29 protein-coding genes and 1 pseudogene are annotated in these 23,247 nt (G+C 71.4%); 16 read left to right on the top strand and 14 right to left on the bottom strand.

What is annotated here, in order from left to right; genetic code table 11:
- Positions 1–106 precede the first annotated feature (106 nt).
- Together AB0E90_RS31320 and AB0E90_RS31315 are read right to left on the bottom strand one after the other, a co-directional pair.
- Positions 107–802 (bottom strand): response regulator transcription factor, encoded by a 696-nt coding sequence (locus tag AB0E90_RS31320; protein WP_360413861.1) that lies wholly within the window; start codon positions 800–802, stop codon positions 107–109.
- Positions 799–1,653 (bottom strand): histidine kinase, encoded by an 855-nt coding sequence (locus AB0E90_RS31315; RefSeq protein ID WP_360413858.1) that lies wholly within the window; start codon positions 1,651–1,653, stop codon positions 799–801. The genes AB0E90_RS31320 and AB0E90_RS31315 overlap by 4 nt, the downstream gene beginning before the upstream one ends.
- A gap of 99 nt (positions 1,654–1,752) precedes the next feature.
- Between AB0E90_RS31315 and AB0E90_RS31310 the strand changes: the two genes are divergently transcribed.
- From AB0E90_RS31310 to AB0E90_RS31290, 5 genes are all read left to right on the top strand, one after another.
- Positions 1,753–2,469 (top strand): ATP-binding cassette domain-containing protein, encoded by a 717-nt coding sequence (locus AB0E90_RS31310; RefSeq protein WP_360413855.1) that lies wholly within the window; start codon positions 1,753–1,755, stop codon positions 2,467–2,469.
- Positions 2,466–3,257, top strand: coding sequence for an ABC transporter permease (locus tag AB0E90_RS31305; RefSeq protein ID WP_360413851.1), 792 nt, complete (start codon positions 2,466–2,468; stop codon positions 3,255–3,257). Before AB0E90_RS31310 ends, AB0E90_RS31305 begins: the two co-directional genes overlap by 4 nt.
- The gene (locus tag AB0E90_RS31300; RefSeq protein WP_360413848.1) at positions 3,254–3,955 is read left to right on the top strand and encodes a hypothetical protein; all 702 of its coding nucleotides are present in this window, start codon (positions 3,254–3,256) and stop codon (positions 3,953–3,955) included. Before AB0E90_RS31305 ends, AB0E90_RS31300 begins: the two co-directional genes overlap by 4 nt.
- 32 nt (positions 3,956–3,987) lie before the next feature.
- Positions 3,988–4,713, top strand: a complete 726-nt coding sequence (locus AB0E90_RS31295) for a phosphatase PAP2 family protein (protein WP_360413845.1) — start codon at positions 3,988–3,990, stop codon at positions 4,711–4,713.
- Positions 4,714–4,923: 210 nt separating this feature from the next.
- Positions 4,924–5,295, top strand: a complete 372-nt coding sequence (locus tag AB0E90_RS31290) for a VOC family protein (protein ID WP_360413842.1) — start codon at positions 4,924–4,926, stop codon at positions 5,293–5,295.
- A gap of 94 nt (positions 5,296–5,389) precedes the next feature.
- On the opposite strand, the gene AB0E90_RS31285 is transcribed toward AB0E90_RS31290, so the two are convergent.
- Positions 5,390–6,199 carry a hypothetical protein gene (locus AB0E90_RS31285; RefSeq protein ID WP_360413839.1) on the bottom strand — a complete coding sequence of 270 codons (810 nt, stop codon included), beginning with the start codon at positions 6,197–6,199 and terminating at the stop codon, positions 5,390–5,392.
- Positions 6,196–6,690, bottom strand: a complete 495-nt coding sequence (locus AB0E90_RS31280) for a sigma-70 family RNA polymerase sigma factor (protein WP_360413836.1) — start codon at positions 6,688–6,690, stop codon at positions 6,196–6,198. The genes AB0E90_RS31285 and AB0E90_RS31280 overlap by 4 nt, the downstream gene beginning before the upstream one ends.
- Positions 6,691–6,844: 154 nt before the next feature.
- On the opposite strand from AB0E90_RS31280, the gene AB0E90_RS31275 reads away from it, so the two are divergent.
- Both AB0E90_RS31275 and AB0E90_RS31270 read left to right on the top strand, forming a co-directional pair.
- The gene (locus AB0E90_RS31275; protein WP_360413833.1) at positions 6,845–7,309 is read left to right on the top strand and encodes a GNAT family N-acetyltransferase; all 465 of its coding nucleotides are present in this window, start codon (positions 6,845–6,847) and stop codon (positions 7,307–7,309) included.
- Positions 7,306–8,013, top strand: a complete 708-nt coding sequence (locus tag AB0E90_RS31270) for an alpha/beta hydrolase (protein WP_360413830.1) — start codon at positions 7,306–7,308, stop codon at positions 8,011–8,013. The genes AB0E90_RS31275 and AB0E90_RS31270 overlap by 4 nt, the downstream gene beginning before the upstream one ends.
- A 1-nt stretch (position 8,014) precedes the next feature.
- Here AB0E90_RS31270 and AB0E90_RS31265 read toward each other — a convergent pair whose 3' ends face one another.
- A complete protein-coding gene (locus AB0E90_RS31265; protein WP_360413827.1) occupies positions 8,015–9,064 on the bottom strand; it encodes a methyltransferase domain-containing protein in 1,050 nt (349 codons plus the stop codon).
- 115 nt (positions 9,065–9,179) lie between these two features.
- Between AB0E90_RS31265 and AB0E90_RS31260 the strand changes: the two genes are divergently transcribed.
- Genes AB0E90_RS31260 through AB0E90_RS31250 form a run of 3 tightly spaced genes read left to right on the top strand, consistent with a single transcriptional unit; the run spans position 9,180 to position 10,946 of the window.
- Positions 9,180–9,485: a type VII secretion target gene (locus AB0E90_RS31260; RefSeq protein ID WP_360413824.1), complete on the top strand. Its 306-nt coding sequence runs from the start codon at positions 9,180–9,182 to the stop codon at positions 9,483–9,485.
- Positions 9,482–10,639: a hypothetical protein gene (locus tag AB0E90_RS31255; RefSeq protein WP_360413821.1), complete on the top strand. Its 1,158-nt coding sequence runs from the start codon at positions 9,482–9,484 to the stop codon at positions 10,637–10,639. Before AB0E90_RS31260 ends, AB0E90_RS31255 begins: the two co-directional genes overlap by 4 nt.
- A gap of 7 nt (positions 10,640–10,646) precedes the next feature.
- Entirely contained in the window at positions 10,647–10,946 is a 300-nt protein-coding gene (locus AB0E90_RS31250; RefSeq protein WP_360413818.1) for a hypothetical protein, read from the top strand.
- Positions 10,947–10,968: 22 nt separating this feature from the next.
- Here AB0E90_RS31250 and AB0E90_RS31245 read toward each other — a convergent pair whose 3' ends face one another.
- The 3 genes from AB0E90_RS31245 to AB0E90_RS31235 all read right to left on the bottom strand — a co-directional run bounded on the left by AB0E90_RS31245 (position 10,969) and on the right by AB0E90_RS31235 (position 14,394).
- On the bottom strand, positions 10,969–11,622 hold the full coding sequence (locus tag AB0E90_RS31245) for a PilZ domain-containing protein (RefSeq protein ID WP_360413815.1): 654 nt from the start codon (positions 11,620–11,622) through the stop codon (positions 10,969–10,971).
- A gap of 132 nt (positions 11,623–11,754) precedes the next feature.
- Positions 11,755–13,878 carry an acyltransferase family protein gene (locus AB0E90_RS31240; RefSeq protein ID WP_360413812.1) on the bottom strand — a complete coding sequence of 708 codons (2,124 nt, stop codon included), beginning with the start codon at positions 13,876–13,878 and terminating at the stop codon, positions 11,755–11,757.
- Between the two features lie 285 nt (positions 13,879–14,163).
- On the bottom strand, positions 14,164–14,394 hold the full coding sequence (locus AB0E90_RS31235) for a hypothetical protein (protein WP_360413809.1): 231 nt from the start codon (positions 14,392–14,394) through the stop codon (positions 14,164–14,166).
- Between AB0E90_RS31235 and AB0E90_RS31230 the strand changes: the two genes are divergently transcribed.
- The 4 genes from AB0E90_RS31230 (at position 14,381) to AB0E90_RS31215 (ending at position 17,768) form a co-directional block, all read left to right on the top strand.
- Positions 14,381–15,406 (top strand): hypothetical protein, encoded by a 1,026-nt coding sequence (locus AB0E90_RS31230; RefSeq protein ID WP_360413806.1) that lies wholly within the window; start codon positions 14,381–14,383, stop codon positions 15,404–15,406. The two genes, AB0E90_RS31235 and AB0E90_RS31230, sit on opposite strands and share 14 nt — an antisense overlap.
- A gap of 141 nt (positions 15,407–15,547) precedes the next feature.
- The gene (locus tag AB0E90_RS31225; RefSeq protein WP_360413803.1) at positions 15,548–15,871 is read left to right on the top strand and encodes a type VII secretion target; all 324 of its coding nucleotides are present in this window, start codon (positions 15,548–15,550) and stop codon (positions 15,869–15,871) included.
- Positions 15,868–17,445, top strand: a complete 1,578-nt coding sequence (locus AB0E90_RS31220; protein WP_360413800.1) for a hypothetical protein — start codon at positions 15,868–15,870, stop codon at positions 17,443–17,445. Before AB0E90_RS31225 ends, AB0E90_RS31220 begins: the two co-directional genes overlap by 4 nt.
- Positions 17,445–17,768 carry a hypothetical protein gene (locus tag AB0E90_RS31215; RefSeq protein WP_360413797.1) on the top strand — a complete coding sequence of 108 codons (324 nt, stop codon included), beginning with the start codon at positions 17,445–17,447 and terminating at the stop codon, positions 17,766–17,768. The genes AB0E90_RS31220 and AB0E90_RS31215 overlap by 1 nt, the downstream gene beginning before the upstream one ends.
- Here the strand turns inward: AB0E90_RS31215 and AB0E90_RS31210 are convergent.
- From AB0E90_RS31210 to AB0E90_RS31200, 3 genes are read right to left on the bottom strand one after another with little or no spacing between them, the layout of a single operon-like run.
- A complete protein-coding gene (locus tag AB0E90_RS31210; RefSeq protein WP_360413794.1) occupies positions 17,755–18,201 on the bottom strand; it encodes a protease inhibitor I42 family protein in 447 nt (148 codons plus the stop codon). The genes AB0E90_RS31215 and AB0E90_RS31210 overlap by 14 nt on opposite strands.
- Positions 18,194–18,856 (bottom strand): hypothetical protein, encoded by a 663-nt coding sequence (locus tag AB0E90_RS31205; RefSeq protein ID WP_360413791.1) that lies wholly within the window; start codon positions 18,854–18,856, stop codon positions 18,194–18,196. The genes AB0E90_RS31210 and AB0E90_RS31205 overlap by 8 nt, the downstream gene beginning before the upstream one ends.
- Positions 18,856–19,008 (bottom strand): hypothetical protein, encoded by a 153-nt coding sequence (locus AB0E90_RS31200; RefSeq protein ID WP_360413788.1) that lies wholly within the window; start codon positions 19,006–19,008, stop codon positions 18,856–18,858. The genes AB0E90_RS31205 and AB0E90_RS31200 overlap by 1 nt, the downstream gene beginning before the upstream one ends.
- Positions 19,009–19,204: 196 nt before the next feature.
- Between AB0E90_RS31200 and AB0E90_RS31195 the strand changes: the two genes are divergently transcribed.
- Together AB0E90_RS31195 and AB0E90_RS31190 are read left to right on the top strand one after the other, a co-directional pair.
- Positions 19,205–19,489 (top strand): hypothetical protein, encoded by a 285-nt coding sequence (locus AB0E90_RS31195; RefSeq protein ID WP_360413785.1) that lies wholly within the window; start codon positions 19,205–19,207, stop codon positions 19,487–19,489.
- A 46-nt stretch (positions 19,490–19,535) separates the two neighbouring features.
- Entirely contained in the window at positions 19,536–20,099 is a 564-nt protein-coding gene (locus tag AB0E90_RS31190; protein WP_360413782.1) for a hypothetical protein, read from the top strand.
- Here the strand turns inward: AB0E90_RS31190 and AB0E90_RS31185 are convergent.
- The 3 genes and pseudogenes from AB0E90_RS31185 to AB0E90_RS31175 all read right to left on the bottom strand — a co-directional run bounded on the left by AB0E90_RS31185 (position 20,092) and on the right by AB0E90_RS31175 (position 23,197).
- Positions 20,092–21,273, bottom strand: coding sequence for an ABC transporter permease (locus AB0E90_RS31185; RefSeq protein WP_360413780.1), 1,182 nt, complete (start codon positions 21,271–21,273; stop codon positions 20,092–20,094). The genes AB0E90_RS31190 and AB0E90_RS31185 overlap by 8 nt on opposite strands.
- Before the next feature lie 233 nt (positions 21,274–21,506).
- Positions 21,507–22,160: pseudogene (locus tag AB0E90_RS31180) on the bottom strand (ABC transporter ATP-binding protein); the annotation flags it as partial.
- Positions 22,157–23,197 (bottom strand): peptidoglycan-binding protein, encoded by a 1,041-nt coding sequence (locus tag AB0E90_RS31175; protein ID WP_360413777.1) that lies wholly within the window; start codon positions 23,195–23,197, stop codon positions 22,157–22,159. The gene AB0E90_RS31175 and the pseudogene AB0E90_RS31180, both read right to left, overlap by 4 nt.
- Positions 23,198–23,247: the final 50 nt, after the last annotated feature.

The following is a 23,247-nucleotide window of genomic DNA, read 5'->3' as shown; positions in this document are numbered from 1 at the left end:
TGCCCGGGCGAGTTCACCTGAAGAAAGTTGTCGAAGTATGCCCGGGCTAGGCCTCTGAAAAGGAGCCTACGGCCCCCATCCCGATGGGGCACACCAATTACTGTGCTCATGTCTGGGCCAGCCCGTACTCGTATGCCGCGATCACCAGCTGGACCCGATCACGGGCATGCAACTTGGCCAGGAGATTGCCGATATACGTCTTGACGGTCCGAATCGAGATGAGCAGCGCGGTGGCGATCTCCTCGTTCGACATACCTCGCCCGACGAGCGTGAGCACCTCGGTCTCCCGCTCGGTGAGGACCTCCGGCCCGCGGGTGGGTGCGACGGCGGGGCGCTTCACGTAGTGCTCGACGAGCCGCGTCAGGATCACCGGCGCGAACAGGGATTCACCGGCATGCGTCCGCCGGATCGCGTCGAGAAGCTGATCGGGGCGGGCATCCTTGAGAAGGAAGCCGGAGGCGCCCGCACGCAGCGCGCCATAAACGTATTCGTCCAGCTCGAACATGCTCAGCACCAGAACCCGGCAGCCGCCCAGCGCGGGGTCGGCGGTGATGGTGCGCGTCGCGTCGATCCCGTCCCCGCCGGGCATGCGGATGTCCATCAGAATCACGTCCGGCACCAGCGCACGGGCGAGCTCCACCGCCTCGCCCCCGGTGGCAGCCTCGCCGACCGCGGCGAGATCGGCCGCCCCCTTCACCAGGATGGCCAGGCTATGCCGCAGGAGCGGCAGGTCATCCACGATGAGCACCCGGATCACGACCGGCGCGTTGTCAGCCGCGGGAGGCGCGTTGTCGGGGGTCATGTCTTTGCTCGGTCGGGGATGCGGGCGGTCAGCAGCCAGCCGTCTGCTTTGGCGCCGGCCTCCAGGGTGCCGGCTAGGGTCGTCACGCGCTCGCGCACGCCGCGCAAGCCGTGGCCGGCGCCGGGTTGTGGCTGCCAGCCGGGGTGGGGGCCGTCGTCCTGCACGGTCACCACGATGGTGTCCTGGTCGCGGTGGACCTCGACGCGCGCGTGGGCGGGGCCGGCGTGCCGCAGGGTGTTGTTGAGGGCTTCGCGCACCACAGCGCAGGCGGTGAGTTGCACGCCGGGCGACACGTCGCCCAACTCGCCGATGCCGAGCGCGGCGGTCATCCCGGCGTCGATCGCGGTGCTGACGATCACGGGAAGATCCGCCAGCGTGTCGCCGGGCCGCAACGGCGCGGGGCCGGGGGTGCGCAGGACGGCGAGCATGCGCCGCAGCTCGGTGGTGGCTTGCCGGCTGATGCGCTCGATGTCGGCCAGCGCGTCGGCCCGCTCGGCCTCGCCCGACGGCCCGGTCACGCTGCGGGCGGCGCCGGCGCGGACGGTGATCAGGCCGAGGCCGTGCGAGGCGAGGTCGTGCAGCTCGCGGGCGATGCGCAGCCGCTCGCCCTGCGTTGCCCGCTCCGCCGCCCAGGCCGCGAGCTCATCCTCATAATGGCGGCGCTGCGCGTTGGTGCGGATGAGCGCCCAGCCGATCATCGCGACGGTGAACCCGGCGGCGGCCACGAGTGTCGCCCACGCCGAGACCGGACTGGCGAACCCGGCCGTGGTGAGCACGAACGCCAGAACGACCAGCACGGCAACAGCGACGAGCCACGCTCGTGATCGCCAGGCCGGCCGGTCGGTTTCCATGGCCCGAGTTTAGGTTTCGCGCGTCGGTGCGGGATCCGCCCTGGGTCGGAGGGACCCGGGACCGATGACCTTTCCGCGGCCGCCTGGTGGCATAGCGGCATGTTCTCGATCAGCGGCCTCAGCAAGCGGCACGGTTCTCGCACCGTGCTCACCGACGTGACGTTTCAGGCGCTGCCCGGTCGCGTGACCGGGTTCCTCGGGCCTAACGGGGCGGGCAAGTCCTCGACGCTGCGCATCCTGCTGGGGATGGACCGGCCGACGTCGGGCACGGCGCTCGTCGACGGCCGGCCATACCGGGAGCTGCGCGATCCGCTGCGCACGGTCGGGTCCATGGTGGAGGGCTCCGGCGCACACCGCTCCCGCACCGCCCGCAACCACCTCGCCTGGATCGCCCGGGCGGGCGGCATCCCCCGGCGCCGGGTCAACGAGGTGCTCGACCAGGTGGGCCTCGCCGGCGCCGGGCGCACCCGGGTCGGCCGCTTCTCGCTCGGCATGGGGCAGCGACTCGGTCTCGCCGCCGCGCTGCTGGGCGAGCCGGCGGCGCTGGTGCTGGACGAGCCGGTCAACGGTCTCGACCCCGAAGGCATCCGATGGATACGTGGCCTGTTGCGCGGGCACGCCGACGCGGGCGGCACCGTCCTGCTGTCCAGTCACCTGATGACCGAGGTCGCGGAGATCACCGACGACCTCGTGATCATCGCCGGCGGGCGCATCGTGGCCACCGGCCCGCTCGACCAGGTGATCGCCGGGCACGCCAGTCTCGAGGAGGCCTTCTTCGCCCTCACCGGCGCGGCCGGGGCGGAGCAGCGGCGATGACCCTCCGGCGCACGGTCGCCGCCGAGCTGCGTAAGACCGCCACCCTGCCGGGGAGCTTCGGCGCAGCCGCGGTCGCGGTGCTCGGCACGCTCGGCATCACGATCATCAACGCGCTCAGCGTCCGCGGCGCGCTCCGGGCCGGGCAACCGGACCGCGTCGCCTACACCTCGCCGGCCGAGGCGGTGTTCTCCGCCGTCCCCCTCATCACCGTCGGCGCGGTCATCCTCGGCGTCATCGTGATCAGCAGCGAATACACCGCGAACAGCCCGGACGCCGGAGGCAGCCGGCAGATCACCACGACCCTGGCGGCGACACCGCACCGGCTCACCGTGATCGCCGCGAAGGTTGCCGCCCTCACCGTCCACATTCTCGTCACGGCCGCGATCACCATCCCGGCCTGCCTCACCGTGGCGCACCTCGTCATCGGCACTCCGTTCGCCGCCGACGCCCTCGGAAGCACGGTCGCCCGCGCCGCGGGCGCGGCCCTCTACTGGACGCTGACCGGCCTCGTCGCCCTGGCGATCACGGTCCTGACCCGCAGCGGCATCATCCCGCTGATCGTCGGCATCGTGAACAGCTCGCTGGTCTCCGCTTCGGTCCTGCTGACGCACGTGACCTCGCTGGCCTACTACCTGCCCGACCTCGCCGGCATGCGCCTGATCGCCGACGACCAGCTGGGCATGTTCGAGGAGGCATTGGACCCACTCACCGGCGCACTCGTCATGGCCGCCTGGGCGCTCGGGTTCCTCGCGTTCTCCGCCGTCGTCTTCATCCGGCGTGACGCATGACCGCGATCCTCACCCGCACAGCCGCCGCCGAGCTGATCAAACTCCGCAGCCTTCCCGCCGCAGTCGCCACCGCGCTCGGCACAGTCGTCATCGGCGTGGTCCTGACAGCCGCTCTCGCGTCATCCGCCCCGAGCGCTGCGCCCACGTCGACCGCCACGGACGCCGTGATCCGGGCGGTCCCGTTCCTCCAAATCGGTCCCATTCTCCTCGGCGTCCTCATCGTCGCCAGCGAGTACGCCGGCCGCCAGATCGCCACCACGCTGGCCGCGACACCGGACCGGCTCCGGCTCCTGGCTGGCAAGTCAGTCGCCTACCTGGTCGCGGCCACTATCATCAACGTCGCCACGCTCGGCGCCGGGCTCGCGGCCGCGTCGCTCACCATCCCGGTCCGGGCAGTAGCGGTGCGGCCGATCGCCGGTGCCGCGGTCTACCTCATTCTCATCGGGTTGCTCTCGCTCGGGCTGGCCACCGTTCTCCGATCGCTGGTCCCACCGCTGGTGATCATGCTGGCTCTCGTGCTGATCGTCTCGCCGCTGCTGTCCGGCTACACCGAGCACGCCCGATGGCTCCCCGATCGGGCCGGGAGTCTGCTGTACCGTCCGGACGCCGACCCGACGCTCGGCACCGTCGTCCTGGTCGCCTGGATCGCCCTGACGGCATCGGCAGCGATCGCCACCTTTCTGCGACGTGACGCGTGAGAGACCCACCGCATGCGCGCTACGGTGTCGCGATGAGCCGACGGCGGCCCGCCATATTTGCCGAAGTGGCCATGCTGGCGCTCGGATTCCTGCTCTTCTCGCGCCTGCACGCGGTCGTCGGCACGAACCGATCCGCCGCTACCGGCAACGCGCGGCACCTGCAGTCGGTGGAGCGGACCCTGCACCTGAACGTCGAGCTGGCCGCGAACCGGTGGCTCGTCGAGCATCCGGTGCTGATCCCACCGGCGGTGTACTGCTACCGCCTCTACTACGCGGTGCTGTTCGGCGTGCTGATCTGGGTGTACGTCCGGCATCCCGAGGTCTACCGGCAGGTCCGCCGAACCCTGCTCGGGCTGGCGTTACTGGTCCTGCCGGTCTGGTGGGCGTGGCCGATGTCGCCGCCGCGGTTCGCTCTGCCCGGCATCGTCGACGTCATCGCCGAGCACGACCTCTTCGGCAGCACCGCCTCGCGGGACATCGGCGCCGGGCAGAACTTCACGGCCATGCCGAGCATGCACGTGGCCTGGTCGGCCTGGTGCGCCTACGCGGTGTGGGCCGCGCTGCGCGCCACACATCCCCGCCTGGCGTTACTGGCAGGGGGATTCCCGCTCGTCATGACGGCCGTCGTGCTCACCACCGGCAACCACTACGTGCTCGACGTCGCCGGCAGCGCCGCGCTGCTGGCGACCGCCATCGCCGTCGCGGCCCTCACCGGCCGGCTCGCCGCCCAGCGCCGCCTTCGAGCGGACAGCCCCTGAACGGCGGCAACGCGAAACGGCTGAGACCGGCACTTTCACGACCCGCGGCACCCAGTCCTGGCTTCGGGCGAGCAAGCCGTGAACAGTGGCAACGCGAATCGGCTGAGACCGGCTATTCCCCGACCGGCGGCGCTCTCGCCGGCTTCGCCTACCTGTGCGCCGGTGTCGTACGACCGCCCGCGTCGGCTCGCGTGGTAGCAGACTGCGGGAATGACCGTGTCCTTGCATCACATCGTCATCGACGCGCACGATCTGCCGGCATTGGCTCGGTTCTGGGCCGGGGTTCTGCAGTGGCGAGTCCTGTCCGAGCGGGAGCGCGAAGTCGTCATCGGGCCCGACGAGAACGCGCCGGTGGGGATCTGCTTCATGCCGGTGACCGATCGTAAGGTCGTCAAGAACCGGCTGCACCTCGACCTCAACCCCGGCGCCGACGACCGGCAGGCCGAGATCGACCGGATCCTCGCGCTCGGCGGGCGACGCGTCGACATCGGTCAGACCGGCACCGAGACCTGGACCGTGCTCGCCGACCCGGAGGGCAACGAGTTCTGCGTCCTGCGCCCGAAATCGACCCTGACCGCCTAAAGCTCCTAACACGACCTCTGAGTCGAGGATGATCAGGTGCCGCCCGATTAGCGGCATCGGTTATCTGCGCCCCGCGCCTTCTCCCGCAGGGCGTTCAATTCGTCGCGGTGGCCCATGTGGCCGCCGTCGAGGGGCTGTAGTACCGGGTAAAACCGCAGCCCCACGCGATCGCGTCGGTGAGCGGCGCGCCACCCCAGCGGGGCATGCCGGACACGAGCAACCGGGTGCCGATCTGATAGGCAGGAACACCCTCCTCGCCCGTCGTGCCCCCCGCGGCGGGCGAATCCATGTCCACCACGGCGGTGCCCGCGGCGCCGCCCTTGAACCAGGTGTGCACCTGGAAGGTGACCGATCGCAGGTCCAGGGGGTCGGGACGCGGGCTGCGCTCGGTTCGTGCCGGGCCGATGCGGGTCACGGTGCCGTCGAAGGCGAAGGCGTTCTCGGCGAGCGTCTCCGGTGAATACTCCTTGACGCACTGCGCCGCGCCGAAGGCGAGCGGATCGCCCGGCTTGACCCCGGCCGGCAGATCGGCCGCCGGCGTCGACGAGACCGGTGCCGACGAGACCGGTGCCGACGAGACCGGTGCCGACGAGACCGGTGCCGACGAGACCGGTGCCGACGAGACCGGTGCCGACGAGACCGGTGCGGACGAGACCGGTGCCGACGAGACCGGTGCGGACGAGGAGGTTGCCGGTGGCTGTGCCTGCGGGGTCGCGGCCGGCCGGTGGACGCCGTACACGCCCGCCGCGATGAGCAGCGTGGTCGTGGCCACCGCCACCGTCAGGGTGCGGCGCCTGCGGTGGACACGGCGCACCGCCGCGGCGGCCATGACCAGCTCGTCGGGGGCTTCGGCGGCGTCGGCGGCGAACAGCTCGCGCAGCTCTCGCTCGGTCGACTGGTTCATCGGGTCTCCCTCTCTGCGTCGACGGCCGCGGGCCCGCGCAGGCTCGCCAGGGCACGCGAGGCGGTGGCCCGCACCGAGCTCTCGCTGACCCCCATGGCCGCGGCGATCGCGGCGTCCTCCAGGTCGGCGTAGTACCGCAGGACCAGCACGGTGCGGGCGCGCGGGGCGAGGCTGCTCAACATCACCCGCATCTGGTCCCGGGCGGCGACCGCGTCGGCCGGGTCGGCCACCGTGGCGCCGGACTCCTGGCGCAGGTCGGCGGGCCGCTCCGTCGTCCAGCGGCGGCGACGCCAGCTCAGGTGGGCGTTCACCAGCATGCGGCGTACATAAGCCTCGGGGTTTGCCGCTGCGCGCACCCGCCTCCAGTGCCGGTAAACGTCGGCCAGGACGGTCTGGGCCAGGTCCTCCGCGACCTGCCGGTCGCCGCTCAGGACCAACGCCAGGCGCACCAGCGACCGGCCGTACCCCGCCACGAAATCCTCGAACGACACGCCCGCTCCCGTCAGTGCTCCTCACCAGAACGACGCATCGGCCGCCGCCCCGCGCTGCACTCCAGCCGTCGTTAGCTCAGGGTTTCAGCAAGCTGGGCTGATCAACTGGACCCGCTAGAAGATCGGGTCCGGAGCTTTGAGGGAGAATGCGACGGTGAGCATCCACGTTCGCCAGTTCCAGCCGGGTGCCGAGGCGGCGTTCGTCACCGGGCTGGAGTGGCTCTTCGAACCGCCGGGCAGTCGGCCGCCGGACTGGGATCGCGGGCGCGCCGCCGAACGGACCGCGCGGGTGCTCGCCGGCGGGAACGCCGCGCTGTTCGAAGCCCGCTCGGATCATGACCAACTGGTCGGGGTGGCCAGCGTTTATCTGGACATCCTCTCAGTACGCTTCGGTCGCCGGGCTTCGATCGAAGATCTTGCCGTGCATCCCGAGTGGCGTTCCCGGGGTGTCGGCGCGAGTCTGCTGGCCGCCGCCCGGGCCTGGGCGCACGACCACGGCGCTGACTACGTCTTCCTGGAGTCCGGCGTGGCCCGGACCGCGGCACACCGCTTCTACCTGCGTGCGGGAGCGACGCAAGCGGCTTCGGCGTTCCGGTGGACCATCGAACGCGGCCGATGACGGCGGGCCCTGCGTTCGTGCTGGTGCACAGCCTGTTGCTGGGGCCGCTGAGCTGGGCGCCGGTGGCTGCCAGGCTGACCGGCCTCGGCGTGACGACCGTGGTTCCGTCACTGGTCGACGTGACCGGCGCCGACGATCCGCCGTTCTGGCCACGTGTTGCCGACCGGGTCGGGGATGCCATCCGGCGCCTGCCGACGGATCGATCCGTCGTGGTGGTGGCGCACAGCAATGCCGGTCTGCTGGTTCCGGTCATCGTGGACGCGGCCGGGCGTACGGTCGCCGGGTGTCTGTTCGTCGATGCCAGCCTGCCCGCCCGTGACGGTTCGACGCCGGCTGCTTCGCCCGAGCGGTTCGCTCACTTGCGTACACAAGTCATTGAAGGTCGTTTGCCGGAATGGACGTCCTGGTGGGACGAGGCCGAGGTGGCCTCGTTGTTTCCCGATTCACTGACGAGAGCGGCGGTCTCGGCCGAGCAGCCCCGGGTGCCGTTGAGTTACTACGAACAGCGCATTCCGGTGCCTGCGGGATGGGACGACCGGTCGTGCGGATACCTGCTGTTCGGTGGGCCGTACGAGGCGATGGCGCGGGAGGCGCGGGACCGGGGTTGGCACGTCAGCCGGTGTCCTGGTGGCCATCTGCACCAGCTCGTCGACCCCGGATCGGTGACCGACCGCATCAGCGCCATGACCCGGGGATGGCTCTGATTCAGCGGCGTCGCACCAGCATCTGCAGGCCGGCCGCCCGGTTTCCGTTCATCGTCTCCACCTCGATGTGGCGTTCGCCGGCCAGTTCGAAGTCCGCGAAGAGGCTGCGCAGATATCCCGGCTCGTGATGCCGGCAGACCGCGCCGTCGGTCGTGGTGAAGACGCCGGCCTCGGAGTAACGCTTGTCCGGCTGCAGAACGAGGTCGCTGACGTAGACCAGGCCGCCGGGGGCCAGCAGGCGGTGGAGTTCGGCGACGAGCGCGCGCTGGGCGTCGTCGTCGGGGACGCAGGTCAGCACGGCGAACAGGAGGATGACGTCGAAGCTCGCCGCCGGCCGGTTCAAGACGGGCGGTGACTCGAGGACGGCGAAGTCGAGGTCGGGCCGGGCCTGGCGGCCGCGTGCGATCAGCGCCGGTGAGACGTCGACGCCCACGATGTCGGTGAAGCCCAGATCGCTGAGCTGCGCCATCAGCCGGCCGTAACCGCAGCCGTAGTCGAGGATGCGCGCGCTCCGGTCGACGCCGGCCAGCCAGGCGGGATCGAGCGGGTGGGTGAAGGTCTTCGTCGCGCCGGCCGTATCCCAGTAGGCGGCGCGCAGCAGCTGCCAGCCGCGCTCCAGCCAGGGCTCGTCGCGACGCCGGAGCACCTCCGCACAACGTTCGGCCGTGACCCGGGCAAGCTCGGCGTCGGCCGCGCTCATCCAGCCGTCGCGGCGCGATTCCTCCCACTCGTCCCAGTCCTCGATCTCGACCCGGCCGTCATCCACGTGCAGCACCGGGTCCAGCTCCAGATCGACGTAGCGCCAGCCGCCCTCGACCGGCTCCGGCGGAAGGCAGATGTCGATCTCCAGCCGCCGGTCGGCCGGATCGCCGACCCACCAGGCCGCCCACGGCCGGCCCGCCGCGAGCCAGATCACCACGGGAACCGGCAGGCTGCCGCTGTCATGCGGGGCATGCCACGGCGATCCCACCGGCCCCCACAGCCACGTTCCGTCCCGGTCCTCGGCGAGCAATCGGAGATCGAACGTGAAGACTCCACTGGGACGCTTCACTTTGAACAGACGTACGCTCGCGCTCTCCACGCAAGCACCCTAGGTCAGGCGGGCTCTCGATCCGTCCGCGACATTGACGAGCATCGCTAGCGTGCGTTAGGCGGGAGGTGTCGCTATGTCTGATCGGCTGAGCGTGAGGCAAGCCGACCTGGTCACGCACGCCGGCCACGTCGAGGCGATCGGCGACCAGATAGCGACCGCGGCCGGGGCGGGTCGTGCGGTGCGCGCCGACAACGGGGCGTACGGGCAGCTCTGCGTGATGGTCCCGCCGATGCTGAACCTCCTGCACGACATCCTGGTGGATGGTCTGGAGGAGTGTGCCGAAGCGCTGCGCGACACCGGTGCCAAGCTGCGCACCACGGCCGGCGAGTACGACGCCTCCGACACATTCAGCGCGGATTCGTTCAGGAACACCTCATGACCGACAACCCGCTGGTCGCCGGGCCCGTCGCGCAGCCGAAATCGGCCTGGGCCGGGGTCTGGCTGGCCGAGGACATCGAACTCATCGCCCAGGGTGTGCAGAACAAGAGCTGGGTGGAAGGCACGCTTGGGGCAGTCGGCGCCGGCCTCGACGCGCTGGCTCTGGTGTCCGATCCGGTCGGCGCGCTCTTGCAGTACGGCATCGCGTGGCTCATCGAACACGTGAAACCGCTGTCCGAAGCTCTGGACTGGCTGGCCGGCGACCCGGGCGCGATCGCCGGCCACGCGCAGACGTGGCGCAACGTGGCCGAGAAGGTCCAGGTCGAGTCGGACGAGTTGGTCCGGGCGGTGCGGTTCGACCTGACCGAGTGGCAGGGCGCGGCGTCCGATGCGTACCGGGCATGGGCCGAACAGCGCGACCAATCGCTGCAGGCACTGGCGAAGGCATCCGACACGATGGCGTTGATCACCGAGGGCGCCGGTTTGTTGATCGCCACCGTGCGACTGATGGTGCGGGACGCGGTCGCGACGGTTGTCTCGCGACTGATCGTGTACGCGGGAGAGCTGATCGCCTCGCTGGGCACGGCGACGCCGTTGGTGGTCGAGCAGGTGTCCACGTTGTGCGCCTCGTGGGCCGCCAAGATCGCCCACTGGTTGAAGGACCTGATCTCCAGCCTGCGCAACCTCGGCTCGGCGATGCGCAAGCTCAGCGAGATCATCCAGGACCTGATCGCCAAACTGCGCGGGTCGCGCGGGCTGGAGAAGGGTCTCTTCCGCGAGGGCGACGGCATCGCCCGCAACGGCAAGAAGATCCTGATGGGCCGCGACAATGTGCTGGCGCTGGCAAAGAGATACGGGATCGACATGGAGGGCGTGAACCTCACCATCGACAAACTCCGGCGCGGCGGCGGGCCGGGCAAGGAGTTCTACGGCGTGACGATGCCGGACGGCGAGATCAAGCTGGCTCGGGATGCCTTCATGGACGAGGAGCAGCTGGCCCGTACGCTGGCGCACGAGCGGTTCCACCTCGACGAACTCCGTAACGGCCTGCCGTTCCCCTGGACCGAGGAGGCCCGCAAGGCCTACGAGGCGAGGGCGTACGCCTATGAGGAACGCTGGTGGCAGGAACACAGGCACCTGCTCGAGGGGGAATGATAGCGCGATGCCGGAGATGACGGAGGCGGAACGTCGCTGGGAGTCGTGGTATCAGGCCTTCCTCAAGGTGCTCGAGACCTTTCCCCAGCCGGCCGACGTGCCCTGCCCCGAGGCGGACGACGGTCGCATCCACCTCACCTACTACGGCTACCCCGGCAGCCGTACGGGGTCGGTCACCGTGTGGTGCGACCGGTGCCATCACGGCATCTGGCTGGGCCGGGTCGGCATTCCGGCGGGTGCTCAGGTGCATCCGTTCGACAGCAGTCCCGACGGAATGCCGGAGATCGAGCTGATCCCGGAGGCGTAGCACACGCCGGACGACGACTCCGTCAGGCGGCGTCCTGGCTCATGCGGCGTTCGTTGATCTCCCAGGTCATCACGTAGAGGCGGATCATCTGGGCCAGGCTCTCCTCGGTGTTGAAGGTGAGCACGATGTGCTGGCCCGGGTCGCCGTGCGGGGCCTCGCGGACGGTCAGGATGGTGCCGCTCATCTCGGCCTCGCCCGAGTCGCCCAGCTGGACGGTGGCGCGCAGGTGGTCGCCGGGGGTCAGCTTCACCGGCTCGTCGATCCAGCAGCGCAGGCCGCCCTCGCTGATGTCCAGCAGCGCGCCGTCGAGCCGGCGGTCGTCCTCGGTTGTCATGCGGACGGCGGCGCCGCCGCCGCCTCGGACGAACTCGCGGCGGTTGCTCTGGCGCGGGGCCTCGGTCGGGGCCAGGGTCCAGCGGAACGGGGCCTCGTCGGAGATGGCGACCAGACGGGTGGGGAGCACGATGCGGGTACGCGGCGGGGCCCAGAAGACGTCGAACTGGTGGCCGGGCACGAGCACCGCGGGGTTGGCCGTCTCGAGCGGGGCGGCGACCGTGAACGTGTCGCCGTCGATCGACTCCAGGCGGGACCGGAAGTTCACTCCCTCGCCGAGGACGAGGAACATCGACGTGCCGAGGGCGGGCAGCTCGGTGGTGGCGGGGGCCGCGACGATCATGGGTAAGACACCTCGCGAATGAGGGGATCCGGTCGAGTGCTTTATTCGGCCGGTGGCGCCGCCACGTGAGCGTTGTGGTCCCGATCGGTGGTGATCCGGGTCGCAACGGAACGGAAAACGGGACGCGAGGCGTCAGGAGGCGAACAGCGCCCGGTCCAGCAGCGGGACCAGCGCCAGCGAGTAGGCCGGCGTCAGGTGGTGGTTGTCCTTGTAGACCAGGGTGTTGCCGACCACGATCGGGCACCTGTTGTCCGCGCAGAACCACGGCGTCGGGTCGACCACCCGGATGCCGTTCCTGACCGCGCCGTCGGCGATCATCGCGCGCCGCCGGGGCTCCATCACCGCGCGGTCCAGCGGGCGGCGGCACTTCTGGAGCTGCCGCGCGTTCGTCGCCGCGCATTCCGGCGCGACGCCCAGGGGGTACGGGATGTCCTGGATCAGCACCCGGCGGGGCACCGGCTTCAGGCGGGTCCAGGTCTTCTGCCAGGCGTCGATCCAGGCCTGGTTGTCCTGCTGGCCGGCCCGCTCGACGAGCTGGTTGTGCGCGTCGTACATGCCGCCGTTGTCGGTGTCGTTGGACGACATCACGACCATGTCCGGCTTCGCCGCGGCGATCCGGGCGAGGACCTGCTCGCGGAACTGGACGCAGCCGGTGTCCGGCTTGTTCAGGACGGTGTTGAAGGTCAGCACCGACGGCACCTGGCAGGCCACCTTGGTGAGCGCGACCAGCTTCCAGCCGTGGTTGCGCGCGACCTCGTCGATCGCCGGGAACCAGGCGGCGGCGTGCGAGTCGCCGATCAGGAACATGGTGCGGGTTCCGGTCGGATCGCCGTACACACAAGGGTTGTCGGTCTTGTCGACCCAGTAGCTGAGCGTGCAGCCGTCGGCGTACGTCCGCGGGTTGATCTTGCGGGCGTCGGTGAGAGCCGGGGTGAGGTTGGCCGGCAGCCGGGAGCCGTGCGACGAGGCGCTGATCAGCTCGGTGAGGCGAGCCTGCGGGTCGGCCGCCGCCTGGATCTCCGCCGCGGTGTCGACGGTGGCCGGGCCGGTCGGGATCGGCGGGGTGAACTGGCCGGCGATCAGCGCGAGCGCGGCCGTCGAGGCCGAGAGGATCAGGCCGAGCGCCAGGCCGCGGCGGGCCCGCGCGCGCAGCCACGGCCGCATCCGGACCGGGTTCTCGACCAGGTGGTACGTGAGGAACGCGAGGCCGAGCGCGCCCGCCGCGAACACCAGGTTCGCCTTGATGCTCGGGTCGCGCAGGAGCACCGCCGGCCAGATCATCAGGACCGGCCAGTGCCACAGGTACCAGCCGTAGGACAGCTTGCCGACGAACCGGAACGGCGCGGTGCCGATCAGCCGGCCGGCGCCCCAGCCCTCGGCGGAGACGCCGCCGGCGATCACCGCGGCGGTGCCGAGCACCGGGAGCAGGGCGACGTATCCGGGGAAGGCGGTCGACTCGTCGAAGCGCACGGCGGCGACCAGGACGGCGGCGAGGCCACCCCAGGTGAGCACGGCGGCAAGAGCCTGCGGAGTACGGCGCAGCCGGCCGGCCGCCACCGCGACCAGCGCGCCGATGCCGAGCTCCCACGCCCGGGTGTGCGAGCCGAAATAGGCCCACGGCGCGGCATTCGCCGTCTGCTGCACGCTGACCAGCAGCGACGCCGCGACGACGACGCTCAGCGCGATCGCGGCCCGGCGGCGGGCCCGGCGCCCGGCCCAGACGGCGAGCAGCAGCAACGGCCAGACCAGGTAGAACTGCTCCTCGACGGCGAGCGACCACAGATGCTGCAGCGGCGAGGGCGCGGCGGTGGCGTTGAGGTAGTCGGTCCCCTCGAACGCCAGCCGCCAGTTGATCCCGTAGAACGTGCTGAACAGCGCGTCCAGCGTGATCGACTTGAACCGGGTGACCGGCACGAACAGCCAGGCAGCGGCGATCGTGGCGACCACGACGACGGTGGAGACCGGCAGCAGGCGGATCGCCCGGCGGGCGTAGAAGCCGGGCAGCGAGATCGTCCCGTTCCGGGACAACTCCTTCACCAGCAGCGTGGTGATGAGGAAGCCGGAGATGACGAAGAAGACGTCCACCCCGACGTACCCGCCGGCGAACGTGCTGAGGCCGGCGTGGCTGAGCACGACGAGCGTCACAGCGATGGCGCGCAGGCCCTCGATGTCCGGCCGGAAGCCGAGGTGCGCTCCCCCGGCGCCGGCCGGTGGGGCGGCCGGGGCTTCCCGGGCTTCGATGGTGGTGGACACCATGGGGTGGCAACTCCAAGTCACGATTCACAGTCGCCGCACAAGATATACATGGGCCGGCCACAGGTCGACCCCGCCCGCCTGCCACGGTCTCGACTCCGACTGACGGCCCCCGCCGACCACCCGGACGGCCCATAGACGCGGTGATCACAGCGGATGAGCATCGGAGGCCGCCGGGCGCGGGCCCGGCCACGGGGGAGGCAAATTCAGTGCGGCGACGGCAGGCGCCCGGCCGGTCTCGGCCGCCGGCGGCAAGCTGGTCACCGCGACCAACGACGGCATCGGCCTCTACGACGTCAGCGGCGCCACGCCGGCCCTGCTCACCTCGGCCGCGCCGTGCACCTCGCCCGGCACCCTGGCGTTCGACGCGGGCCGCATCCTCGCCGCCTGCCAGTCGCCGAACGCAGGCGTCGCGCTCTCCCCGGTCGACCTGAGCGTGACCGGCACGTTCGGCTCGAACAGCCAGCCGCCGGTCGGGATCGCGGGCAGCGCCGACGGCTCGACCGTGGCTGTGGCCACCACCACGAACTACGCGCCGACCGTCTGGGTCGACGCGGCCGACGGCTCCGCGTTGCGCAACTACCCGCTGGCGGCCGGCGAGACGATCGACTACCGGGGCGTGGCGCTGAGCGCCGACGGCGCCACCGCGTACGCCGTCTCTCATCTCTCGCACGCCTACAAGCTGCACGTCTTCACCAGTGAGGCACAGACCCCGGCGCTGACGCTGACCGGCCCGGCGACCGCTGCGCCCGGCAAGCCGGTCACGCTGACCGGCACGTTCGGCGGCGGCGCCGGCAAGCAGCTCGCGGTCACCCGCACCGACGTCACCGGCACGCACGACCTCGCGGCGGTCACCACCGGCGCCGGCGGCGCGTTCACCGTCACCGATCAGCCGACCGGCGGCGACAACGTCTACGCGGTGTCCTTCGCCGGCGACGGCACGTGGGGCCCGGCCCGGGCGAACGCCACCGTCACGGTCGACCGCCGGAACAGCGGGGTGTGGGTGGAGACCGACCGGCCGCACTACGCCTACGGCGCCACCGCGAAGGTGACGATCTGGGTCGGCCACACCTCCGGCACGGTGTGCCTGGCCAGCAACCTCGGCCAGTCCATCTGCACCGAGACCGACCAGAGCGGCGTCGCGCACCTGACCTACGACCTGGTGCAGAACACCACCCTGACCGCGTCGTTCGCCGGCAACGCCACCTACGCGCCGGCCTCGATGACGATCAAGGTCCGCACGTCCGCGCAGGTCCAGGAGCGGATGACCGGTCACGGGCGGCTCGAGGTGGTCGTCCAGCCGTACCGGCCCGGCGCGAAGGTGCGCTTCACCGAGCAGGCCCTGGTCCACGGCGCGTGGCGCACGGTCGGCACGCGCACCGTCAAGCTCGACGGCAACAGCCGGGCCACCGGCACCCCGATCGGCCCGATCGTCAAGAAGCGGCCCTACCGGATGCGTGCGTCGTTCATCGCCGACGCCACGAACGCGGCCGCCGACGGCGCCTGGAAGACCTTCAAGATCACCCGCTGAGCGTTCGGCATCGGCCCGGCCCGCGACCTACGCGGGCCGGGCCGATCGCTTTCCCCCGGATTGTGTACGCCGATGGCGGGCCCCGTGGGCCGGTAGGGCGACGCTACGATGCCTGTCACTACGTCGACTCGGGGGACATCGATGACGGTGCAAGTCAGTTCTGACCATCTGCGGGTCGCCGCCCGCAAGCTGCGCGAGGAGACCGCCGAGCAGCTGCGCAAGGCCGCGGCGCAGCTCGAGGTGCCCGAGAAGTCGTACGGGGTCGAGGCCGCCTTCGACACCTATACGACCGCCGCCGCCTACCGCGAGTACGCGACCGCGATGGAGGAAGAGTTCCGCATGATCGAGGAGGCGTGCCGGCAGCTGGCCGACGCGCTCGAGCAGACCGCCGCCGACTATGACCGCGCCGATCAGCAGTCGTCGGTGCGGGTCGAGTCGGCGCAGCGGGTCGGCGGTGTGAAGTGAACGAGGAGAACATCGGCAAGCTCAAGCACGAGCAGGGCAACATCCGCGACGCGACCGGCGTGTGGGGCACCGACGAGCTGGCCAACGGCTGCGCGGCGGCGGCGTCGATCCCCGGTTTCGGCGGCGACTCGGGCACCGTCTACGACATCGCCGCGAACATCGCCAAGACGCACGAGATCGCCGGCAAGGCGTGGGAGAGCATGCGCGCCGTCCGCTACAGCAGCGGCGGCATCGGCGACAGCTGGGTCGGCGACGCCCACGTCGCCGCGCAGCAGGCGGCGGATGCCCTGATGGCCGACATCGACAGCCTCGTCGACGCGATGCGCAACCTGCCCGACCGCGTCCGGCAGTACGCCTTGACGCTGGAGCAGCAGACCCCCGCCGACAACCACGCCGTCGACGAGCTGATCGACGTCGCCGACCAGGCCTCGAAGATGACCGCGCTGGGGTTCCTGCCCGACCTGTCGGACTACGACGGCGAGAAGATGGAGATGCTGCACTTCCGCGGCGCCCAGGCCGCCGACGCGCGGGTCACCACGCACGAGGACGTGCGCGACACCGGGCGCGACCTCTCCTCGACGCTGCGCGATGCGGCCGGCCAGGCCCGCGGGCGGCGCCTGAAGGGTTCGCCGATGAGCGCGCTCGACGAGATCGTCCTGGCCGAGGCCGGCAACAACCTGCTCTTCCAGGGCAACGGCATCCTCACCCTCTCCCAGGAGGACCGGGCGGCCGCGGCGATGAACGCGATGAACGACGCCGACCGGCAGAAGATGATGGAGCTGCTGGGCTCGTCACAGTCGCCGGAGCAGCGCGCCTACCTGATGAAGATGCTGGCGGCCGGTTACTCGATCGACGACGTGTCCACGTTCAACGGCCTGATCGCCGCGCACGGCAACGACCCGCAGTGGCTGGCCGAGCACCTGACCCCGTTCACGATGGACGCCGACGCGCATCCCGGCATGGACGGCAAGGTGTGGAACACGTTCGACGGGGCGCAGTGGACCCAGGGCCAGTACCCGACCTGCGTGGCCTCGTCGACGGTGGCCGCGCGGGCCGCGGTCGACCCGCTCTACGCGCTGCAGCTGACCACCGGCGGGCATCCGGGCGACCCGGCCTTCGACAACCCCCAGGCCTTCGCCGACCGGCTGCGTGACCAGCAGTCCCAGGTCTACGACGACGGGCGTGGCTTCCTGCAGAAGTTGCCGGTCATCGGCTCCGACGGCATGACCAACGACGAGTCGGCCTCGATCGCCAACGAACAGATCGCCCCGCACACCGGCTCGACGTACGAGAATGTCGACATGAAGGGCTCGGACGGCCGCTACGACAAGCTGCCGCAGATCGAGCAGGCGGTCGACGAGGGCTACCCGGTGCCGATCTCCACCACCGGCGACGCGGGCGGCCACCAGATGATGATCGTCGGGCACCAGGGCGACCAGCTGCAGATCTACAACCCGTGGGGTTACACCTACTGGGTCAGCGAGGACGCCTTCACCAGCGGCGACATCAGCAACGGCGAAAATGGCCTGCCCGGCGAGCCGGTTTCGGTGCGACTGCCCCAGGGAGCGAAGTGATGCGTATCCGTACCGACCTCGAAGCCGTCCGCGACGACGTGGCCGCGCTGCTGGCCGCGGGCCAGTTCGCCGACGCGCTGGTGCCGGCCGCCCTGCAGGCCGACCAGCGCGGCGTCGACCCGCGGTCGCTCACCTTCCTCGCCGAGATCGTGCGCCGCGGCGGCGTCGCCTACGCGGCGCAGCTGCCCGAGCCGCTGCCCACCCCCGAGCAGACCGCGCTCGTGCAGCCCTGGCTTCAGCTCGAGGCCGACAGCGAGCGGCTCGCCCGCTGGCTCGACGGGGTCGCCGCGCTGATCGAGGCGCGTCAGCTCAGCGGACGGTGACCTGCCAGGTCACGGTGCGCCGCTGGTCCTGCGTCGCCGGGTTGTCGCAGCTCTGGAAGCAGTAGGACAACGCGACCGAGGTGGCGCCGGCCTTCGGCGCCTCGTAGGTGAAGAACGTCGTGCCCTGGCCGCCGCCGAGCAGCGGGTCGCGCACCCGCTCGACCAGCGCGTCGGGCCGGGTGCGCCGCCCCTGCGCGCTGAGCAGGCCGCCGGCGTCGGCCTGCGCGGTCCACGCGTCGCCCACCGAGCCGCCGCGGTCGGGCACCGCCAGCGAGAACCGGCCACCCTTGTCGACGGTGACGCTCAGCTCCGACTCGCTGTAGACCGTGCCGTACACCTGGTGCCGGTAAAGGGAAACACCGCCCCAGCCGGCCCCCGCCAGCACGATCACGATCACGATGACCCACAGAACGATGCGCGCGAATCTACTCACGGCTCGGCACGATATCCGTTCCGTCCCGGTCGCGCCGCCCGCCCGGGTCCGGACCGATGCATTGCCGGGCGAAGCCGGTCACCAGGCGCTGCCAGAACAGCGGCCGGCGCAGCATGGCGTGCATGTCGCCGGCCACCGGGACGAACGTCGCCCCGATCCGGGCGGCGTAGGCCGCCGAGGCCGCCGGGTCGGTCACCCGGTCGCGGTCGCCGTGCGCAATCAGCACCGGCGCCCGCCCGTGCACGAGCGGGTCGTCGCGCTCCAGCCACGGCGCCAGCGCGCAGATCCCGGCCACCCCCGGCTCGGCGGCGAAGCGCAACGCCGCGCGGCCGCCCAGCGAGTGCCCGACCAGCACGATCGCCGCGCCGGGATGCCGGCGGCGGGCCTCGTCCAGGGCCCAGCGGACGTCCGGCAGCGGGTCCTCGGCCGGCCCGTTCCATCCACGCACCCGGTAGCGCAACAGCCAGACCGCCACGGCGTCGCCTCGGGTGGCCCGGGCGACACCGCGGGCGAACGGGAGCATCCGCGCCCAGGCGAGGCCGCGCCGGGCCCGGGCGGTGCTGGTCACCTGGCCGCCGTGCAGCACCAGGACCACCGCACGGGCGCTCCGGCGCCGGCCGAACTCGGAGATCGTGGCTTGCGAAGACGTCACCATCAAGATTCGTAGCCGAGCCCGGCCCGGATTGCCAGCACATCGCCACCGATCCGGCCGGCGGACGGCTCCGAATCACTCCCGAAGATCACATGACCTTGGGGAGCGCGGACGATGAGATCAACTGCCGTCATCGAGCGCCGGATGATCGCCACTGAGCTGTCCGGGATCGCGGCCGGGATCGCCGGGCGCTGCCGGTCCGGATCCGGGCCTGGGACGGGAGTGAGAGCGGCCCGGAGGGCGGACCCGTTCTCGTGATCCGGGACCGGGTCGCGCTGCGCCGGCTGCTGTGGAGCCCGAACGAACTTGGGCTGGCCCAGGCGTACATCAGTGGGGAGATCGACGTCGAGGGTGACATCGCGGCCGGGCTCCGGCAGGTCTGGCGGCACGCCCGGCGCCGGCAACTATCCGGTCTTCGCGGCCACTCTGCACCGGCTGCTCGCGCCCGAGGGCCGGCTGCTCGTCCAGCAGATGTCGCGGGGCGCCCTGGTCGGTGAGCCGACCGCCCGGGTTTGGCGGCTCTACCTGGCCGGCGGCGGGCTGACCTTCGAGGAGGGCCGGATGGGCGTCGACCAGATCCTCGCCGTGCGACGCACCGAGGGCGGCACGAGCGGGATGCCGGCGGTCCGCTGCTGAAACCGGCTCGACAGTTTGCCGACATTGACTGGCGAGGATTCCGGCCATGTTCAACAGAGCAGCAGTCCTCACCACCGTGGCCGGTCTGAGCTTCCTCGCAGGCTGCGGCGACCACCAGGACGCCTCGCCCGGCGTCGCCAGCATCGCCAGGCCCTCAGCGGCCGCGCCCTCGGCGGCCGCGGCGCCGTCGGAACGGCCGCTCATCCGGCTGGATGCCTCCGAGGAGGAGAAGACGCGGCTGCAGGATGTCTACATCGACTGCCTGTGGGCGAACGGCTTTCCCAAGCAGGGCGCGCTCAAGGGCCGCAACGGCGGCTATCCCGGCGATCTCGAGGACTTCGACCTCGCTCCGGCGGTGCTCGACAAGATCAAGACGGCGTGCGGGCCCAAGGAGCCCGAGCTGCCGCTGCAGCGGGCGAAACGGCTCGATCCGAAGTACGCCGATCACCTCGAAGCCAACGTCAAGTGCCTCAACGAGCACGGACTCAAGGCGGTCATCGAGAACGACGGGCCGGCGCTGGTGAACGGTCTGCCCAGCCAGAGCGACGGGCACTGGCTGGACGACTGCGAGCAGCAGGCGTTCGCCGGCTACTACTCGACGCTCAACTGAGGGCCTCGGTCGGCATCAGCCGGGCGGCGCGCATCGCCGGGTAGGCGCCGGCGACCGCGCCGGTCAGCAGCGCCCCGGCCAGGCCGGCCAGCGCCGCGTCGACCGGGATCACCAACGGCCAGGCCCGCCACCAGGCGTACGCGGTGGTCGCGGCGACGCCGAGCAGGGTCCCGGCGATGCCGCCCATCGCGGACAGGGCGACCGACTCGGTGATGAACTGGGCCCGGATCTGGCCGCGGTGGGCGCCCAGCGCGCGGCGCAGCCCGATCTCGGATCGCCGCTCCAGGACCGCGATCACCATCGTGTTGGCCACCCCGATGCCGCCGACCAGCAGGGCCATCGCGGCCAGGGCGAGGAACAGCGCGGAAAAGCTGGTCTGGGTGGCCCGCTTCGCGGCCAGCGCGTCGGACGGGCGGGTGACCTGCACGTTCGACGGCTTCTGCGGATCGATAGTCGCCGGCAGCACCGCGCTGACCGCCTCGATCTGGTCCTCCCGCGCCTGCAGGTAGATCACCGTGGGATGGCCGTCGAAGCGCACCAGCCGGCGGGCGGCGTCCCAGCCGATCAGCGCGGCCCGGTCGAGGTCGGGCGAGAGCGGCACGCTGTCCAGGATGCCGATCACCGTGAACCACTGGTCGCCGATCCGGACCTGCGGCCCGGCGCCACCGACCGGCAGACCGGCGAGGCCGAGCCGGGCCGCGGCCACCGAACCGAGCACCACCATCGGCAGGGTCTCGCTGGTGGCGTCGAGGAACCGGCCGGTCCGCACCCGGCCGTTGACCGTCGTGAGCAGGTTCGCCTTTCCGGCCAGGACGGTCAGGCCGAGCCCGTCGGCCGGATCGGTCCGGTCGTTGCGGCGGATCACGCTGTGCGTGTTGGCCACGGCGCTGGCGGTCAGCACCGGCCCGATCCGGGCCACCATGGCCGGCGCGTCCTCCGGCAGCGTCACCGGCGGATTACGGTCCGGGACCGGTATCGCCTGCAGCGTGTTGGTGCCCAGCGCGGACAGGGTCCGCAGCAGGTCGGCCTGGCTGGAGGCGGGAATCCCGGTCACCACGAGCATGGTGGCGATGCCGATCGAGATGCCGAGCGCCGACAGCGCGGCGCGCAGCTTCCGCGTGCGGATGCCGACCAGTCCGACATCGAGCAGGTCGCGCGGGCCGAGCCGGCTCACCACGAACCGCCCGCGGGCTGCGCGGAGCCGGCCACCTGCTGCGCGGAGCCGGCCACCCGCTGCGCAGAGCCGGCCACCCGCTGCACAGAGCCGGCCACCCGCTGCACAGAGCCGGCCACCCGCTGCACAGAGCCGGCCACCCGCTGCACAGAGCCGGCCACCCGCTGCACAGAGCCGGACGCGTCCGCGGGCCGCCCGGCGCCGCCCGCGCTCGCGGGTCGCAGGTCGCCGGTCAGGCGGCCGTCGCGCATGTGCAGCTGCCGCGGGGCGCGGGCCGCGATGTCGCGGTCGTGGGTGATGATCGCGATGGTGGTTCCCTCCGCATTCAGCTGGGTCAGCAAGTCGAGGACGGCCTGGCCGTTGGCGGTGTCCAGGGCGCCGGTCGGCTCGTCCGCCAGCACCACGGCCGGGCCGTTCACCAGGGCGCGGGCGATGGCCACCCGCTGCCGTTCGCCGCCGGAGAGCTCGTGCGGGCGGTGGGTGATGCGGTGGCCGAGCCCGACCCGGTCGAGGGCCTGTTCGGCGAGCCGGCGGCGGTGGCGGCGCGGCACCCCGGCGTAGAGCAGGCCGGTGCTGACGTTCTCGGCCGCGCTCAGCCCGGCGGTGAGGTGGAACTGCTGGAAGACGAAGCCGAGCCACCGGCCGCGCAGGTCGGACAGCCTCCGGTCGGACAACCGGGTGACGTCCTGGCCGAGGATCTCGACCGTGCCCGAGGTGGGCCGGTCGAGAGTGCCCATGATGTTGAGCAGGGTCGACTTGCCGGAGCCGGACGGGCCGACGATGGCCAGCATCTCGCCCTGTTCGATGTCGAGGGACACGTCGTCGAGCGCGGTGACCGGCCCGGCGTACCGCATGGTGGCGTGGCGGACCGCCAGCACGACGCTCATCCGGTCGTCACCACGGTCAGGCCGTCGGTGACACCGGCGCCGCTGACCTCGACCCGGCTCTTGACGAAGATCCCGGTCTTGACCGCAATCAGGGCACCGGCCGGGGTCTGCAGCGCGTAGCCGCCCTCGCGCAGGGCAAGCAGCGCGCCGGTCGGCACGGTCAGGACCTGTTTGTGCGTCTGGGCCGCGAAGGAGACCTGCAGGTCGGCCGAGTCGATGCTCTTCAGCTTCGCCGGCTGGTCGAGAGTGAGCGTCAGGGCCAGTTTCGGGGTGTCGCCGCCCTCCGGGGTCTGCAGCGCCGTGCTCACCGCGGTCACCCTGGCCGGGGTGGTGCTCCCGTCGGACAGGGCGACGGTGGCGCGGTCGCCGTTGTCGATCGCGGCGGCCTCGCTCTGGTCGGCCTGCACCGTGAGCACCTTGCTGGTCGACGTGGTGGACAGCAGTTCGCCGGTGGCCGGGTCGCCGACCTGGGCGGTCAGCGCGCTGATCCGGACGGCCGCGGCCCGGACCAGCACGGCGCCCGCCGGCAACGGGCCGGCCGGGAGGCCCAGATCCTCCTGCCAGGCGGCGATCGCCGCGAGCAGGGCCGCGGTCAGGGTGGCCTCCCCGTCGCGGATCTTCTGCGAGCCGACGGAGTAGCCGAGGGCGCGCAGGTTGTCGGACACCATCCGGACGTCCCGGCCCGTCGTGCCCGGTGTCGCCAGGTCGCGGTAGAGCGGGATCGTGCCGTAGAACAACGGCACGGCGGCGTCGTTCACGGCGTACACCCGTTGTCCGCGTTTGATCTTTGTGCCGGCGGCCGGCAACCAGGTGACCACGCCGGTGCGGGTGCCGGTGACGGTGCGGGCCGGCCCGTAGCCGAGGGTGCCGGGCAACATCCGTACCGTCGAGATGTCGGCTTTAATGATCTTGACGGTTGCCACCGGCGGGGAGGTGGCAGCGGCGGGGGCTGCGGCTCGGCCGGGCCATCGGGTCAGTCCGACGGCCGCGGCCAGGACGATCAGGGCCGCCGCGACGCAGATGATGGTTCGGCGCATGCCGGGAAGGCTGCCGGGAGATTGTCGGCGAACTGTCGAGGACACTTGCC

Source organism: Actinoplanes sp. NPDC026619 (genome assembly GCF_040638295.1).
In the GTDB taxonomy this organism is placed as follows: domain Bacteria; phylum Actinomycetota; class Actinomycetes; order Mycobacteriales; family Micromonosporaceae; genus Actinoplanes.
This window is presented reverse-complemented; position numbering and strand designations above follow the sequence as displayed.

Bases quoted from the DNA above. Each gene is read 5' to 3' on its own strand.
- AB0E90_RS31315 (WP_360413858.1), bottom strand. From the start codon at position 1,653: ATGGAAACCGACCGGCCGGCCTGGCGATCACGAGCGTGGCTCGTCGCT.
- AB0E90_RS31255 (WP_360413821.1), top strand. From the start codon at position 9,482: ATGACCGACAACCCGCTGGTCGCCGGGCCCGTCGCGCAGCCGAAATCG.
- AB0E90_RS31225 (WP_360413803.1), top strand. From the start codon at position 15,548: ATGACGGTGCAAGTCAGTTCTGACCATCTGCGGGTCGCCGCCCGCAAG.
- AB0E90_RS31305 (WP_360413851.1), top strand. From the start codon at position 2,466: ATGACCCTCCGGCGCACGGTCGCCGCCGAGCTGCGTAAGACCGCCACC.
- AB0E90_RS31250 (WP_360413818.1), top strand. From the start codon at position 10,647: ATGCCGGAGATGACGGAGGCGGAACGTCGCTGGGAGTCGTGGTATCAG.
- AB0E90_RS31260 (WP_360413824.1), top strand. From the start codon at position 9,180: ATGTCTGATCGGCTGAGCGTGAGGCAAGCCGACCTGGTCACGCACGCC.
- AB0E90_RS31270 (WP_360413830.1), top strand. From the start codon at position 7,306: ATGACGGCGGGCCCTGCGTTCGTGCTGGTGCACAGCCTGTTGCTGGGG.
- AB0E90_RS31285 (WP_360413839.1), bottom strand. From the start codon at position 6,199: ATGAACCAGTCGACCGAGCGAGAGCTGCGCGAGCTGTTCGCCGCCGAC.
- AB0E90_RS31295 (WP_360413845.1), top strand. From the start codon at position 3,988: ATGAGCCGACGGCGGCCCGCCATATTTGCCGAAGTGGCCATGCTGGCG.
- AB0E90_RS31310 (WP_360413855.1), top strand. From the start codon at position 1,753: ATGTTCTCGATCAGCGGCCTCAGCAAGCGGCACGGTTCTCGCACCGTG.
- AB0E90_RS31290 (WP_360413842.1), top strand. From the start codon at position 4,924: ATGACCGTGTCCTTGCATCACATCGTCATCGACGCGCACGATCTGCCG.
- AB0E90_RS31245 (WP_360413815.1), bottom strand. From the start codon at position 11,622: ATGATCGTCGCGGCCCCCGCCACCACCGAGCTGCCCGCCCTCGGCACG.
- AB0E90_RS31320 (WP_360413861.1), bottom strand. From the start codon at position 802: ATGACCCCCGACAACGCGCCTCCCGCGGCTGACAACGCGCCGGTCGTG.
- AB0E90_RS31175 (WP_360413777.1), bottom strand. From the start codon at position 23,197: ATGCGCCGAACCATCATCTGCGTCGCGGCGGCCCTGATCGTCCTGGCC.
- AB0E90_RS31190 (WP_360413782.1), top strand. From the start codon at position 19,536: ATGTTCAACAGAGCAGCAGTCCTCACCACCGTGGCCGGTCTGAGCTTC.
- AB0E90_RS31300 (WP_360413848.1), top strand. From the start codon at position 3,254: ATGACCGCGATCCTCACCCGCACAGCCGCCGCCGAGCTGATCAAACTC.
- AB0E90_RS31240 (WP_360413812.1), bottom strand. From the start codon at position 13,878: ATGGTGTCCACCACCATCGAAGCCCGGGAAGCCCCGGCCGCCCCACCG.
- AB0E90_RS31205 (WP_360413791.1), bottom strand. From the start codon at position 18,856: ATGGTGACGTCTTCGCAAGCCACGATCTCCGAGTTCGGCCGGCGCCGG.
- AB0E90_RS31215 (WP_360413797.1), top strand. From the start codon at position 17,445: ATGCGTATCCGTACCGACCTCGAAGCCGTCCGCGACGACGTGGCCGCG.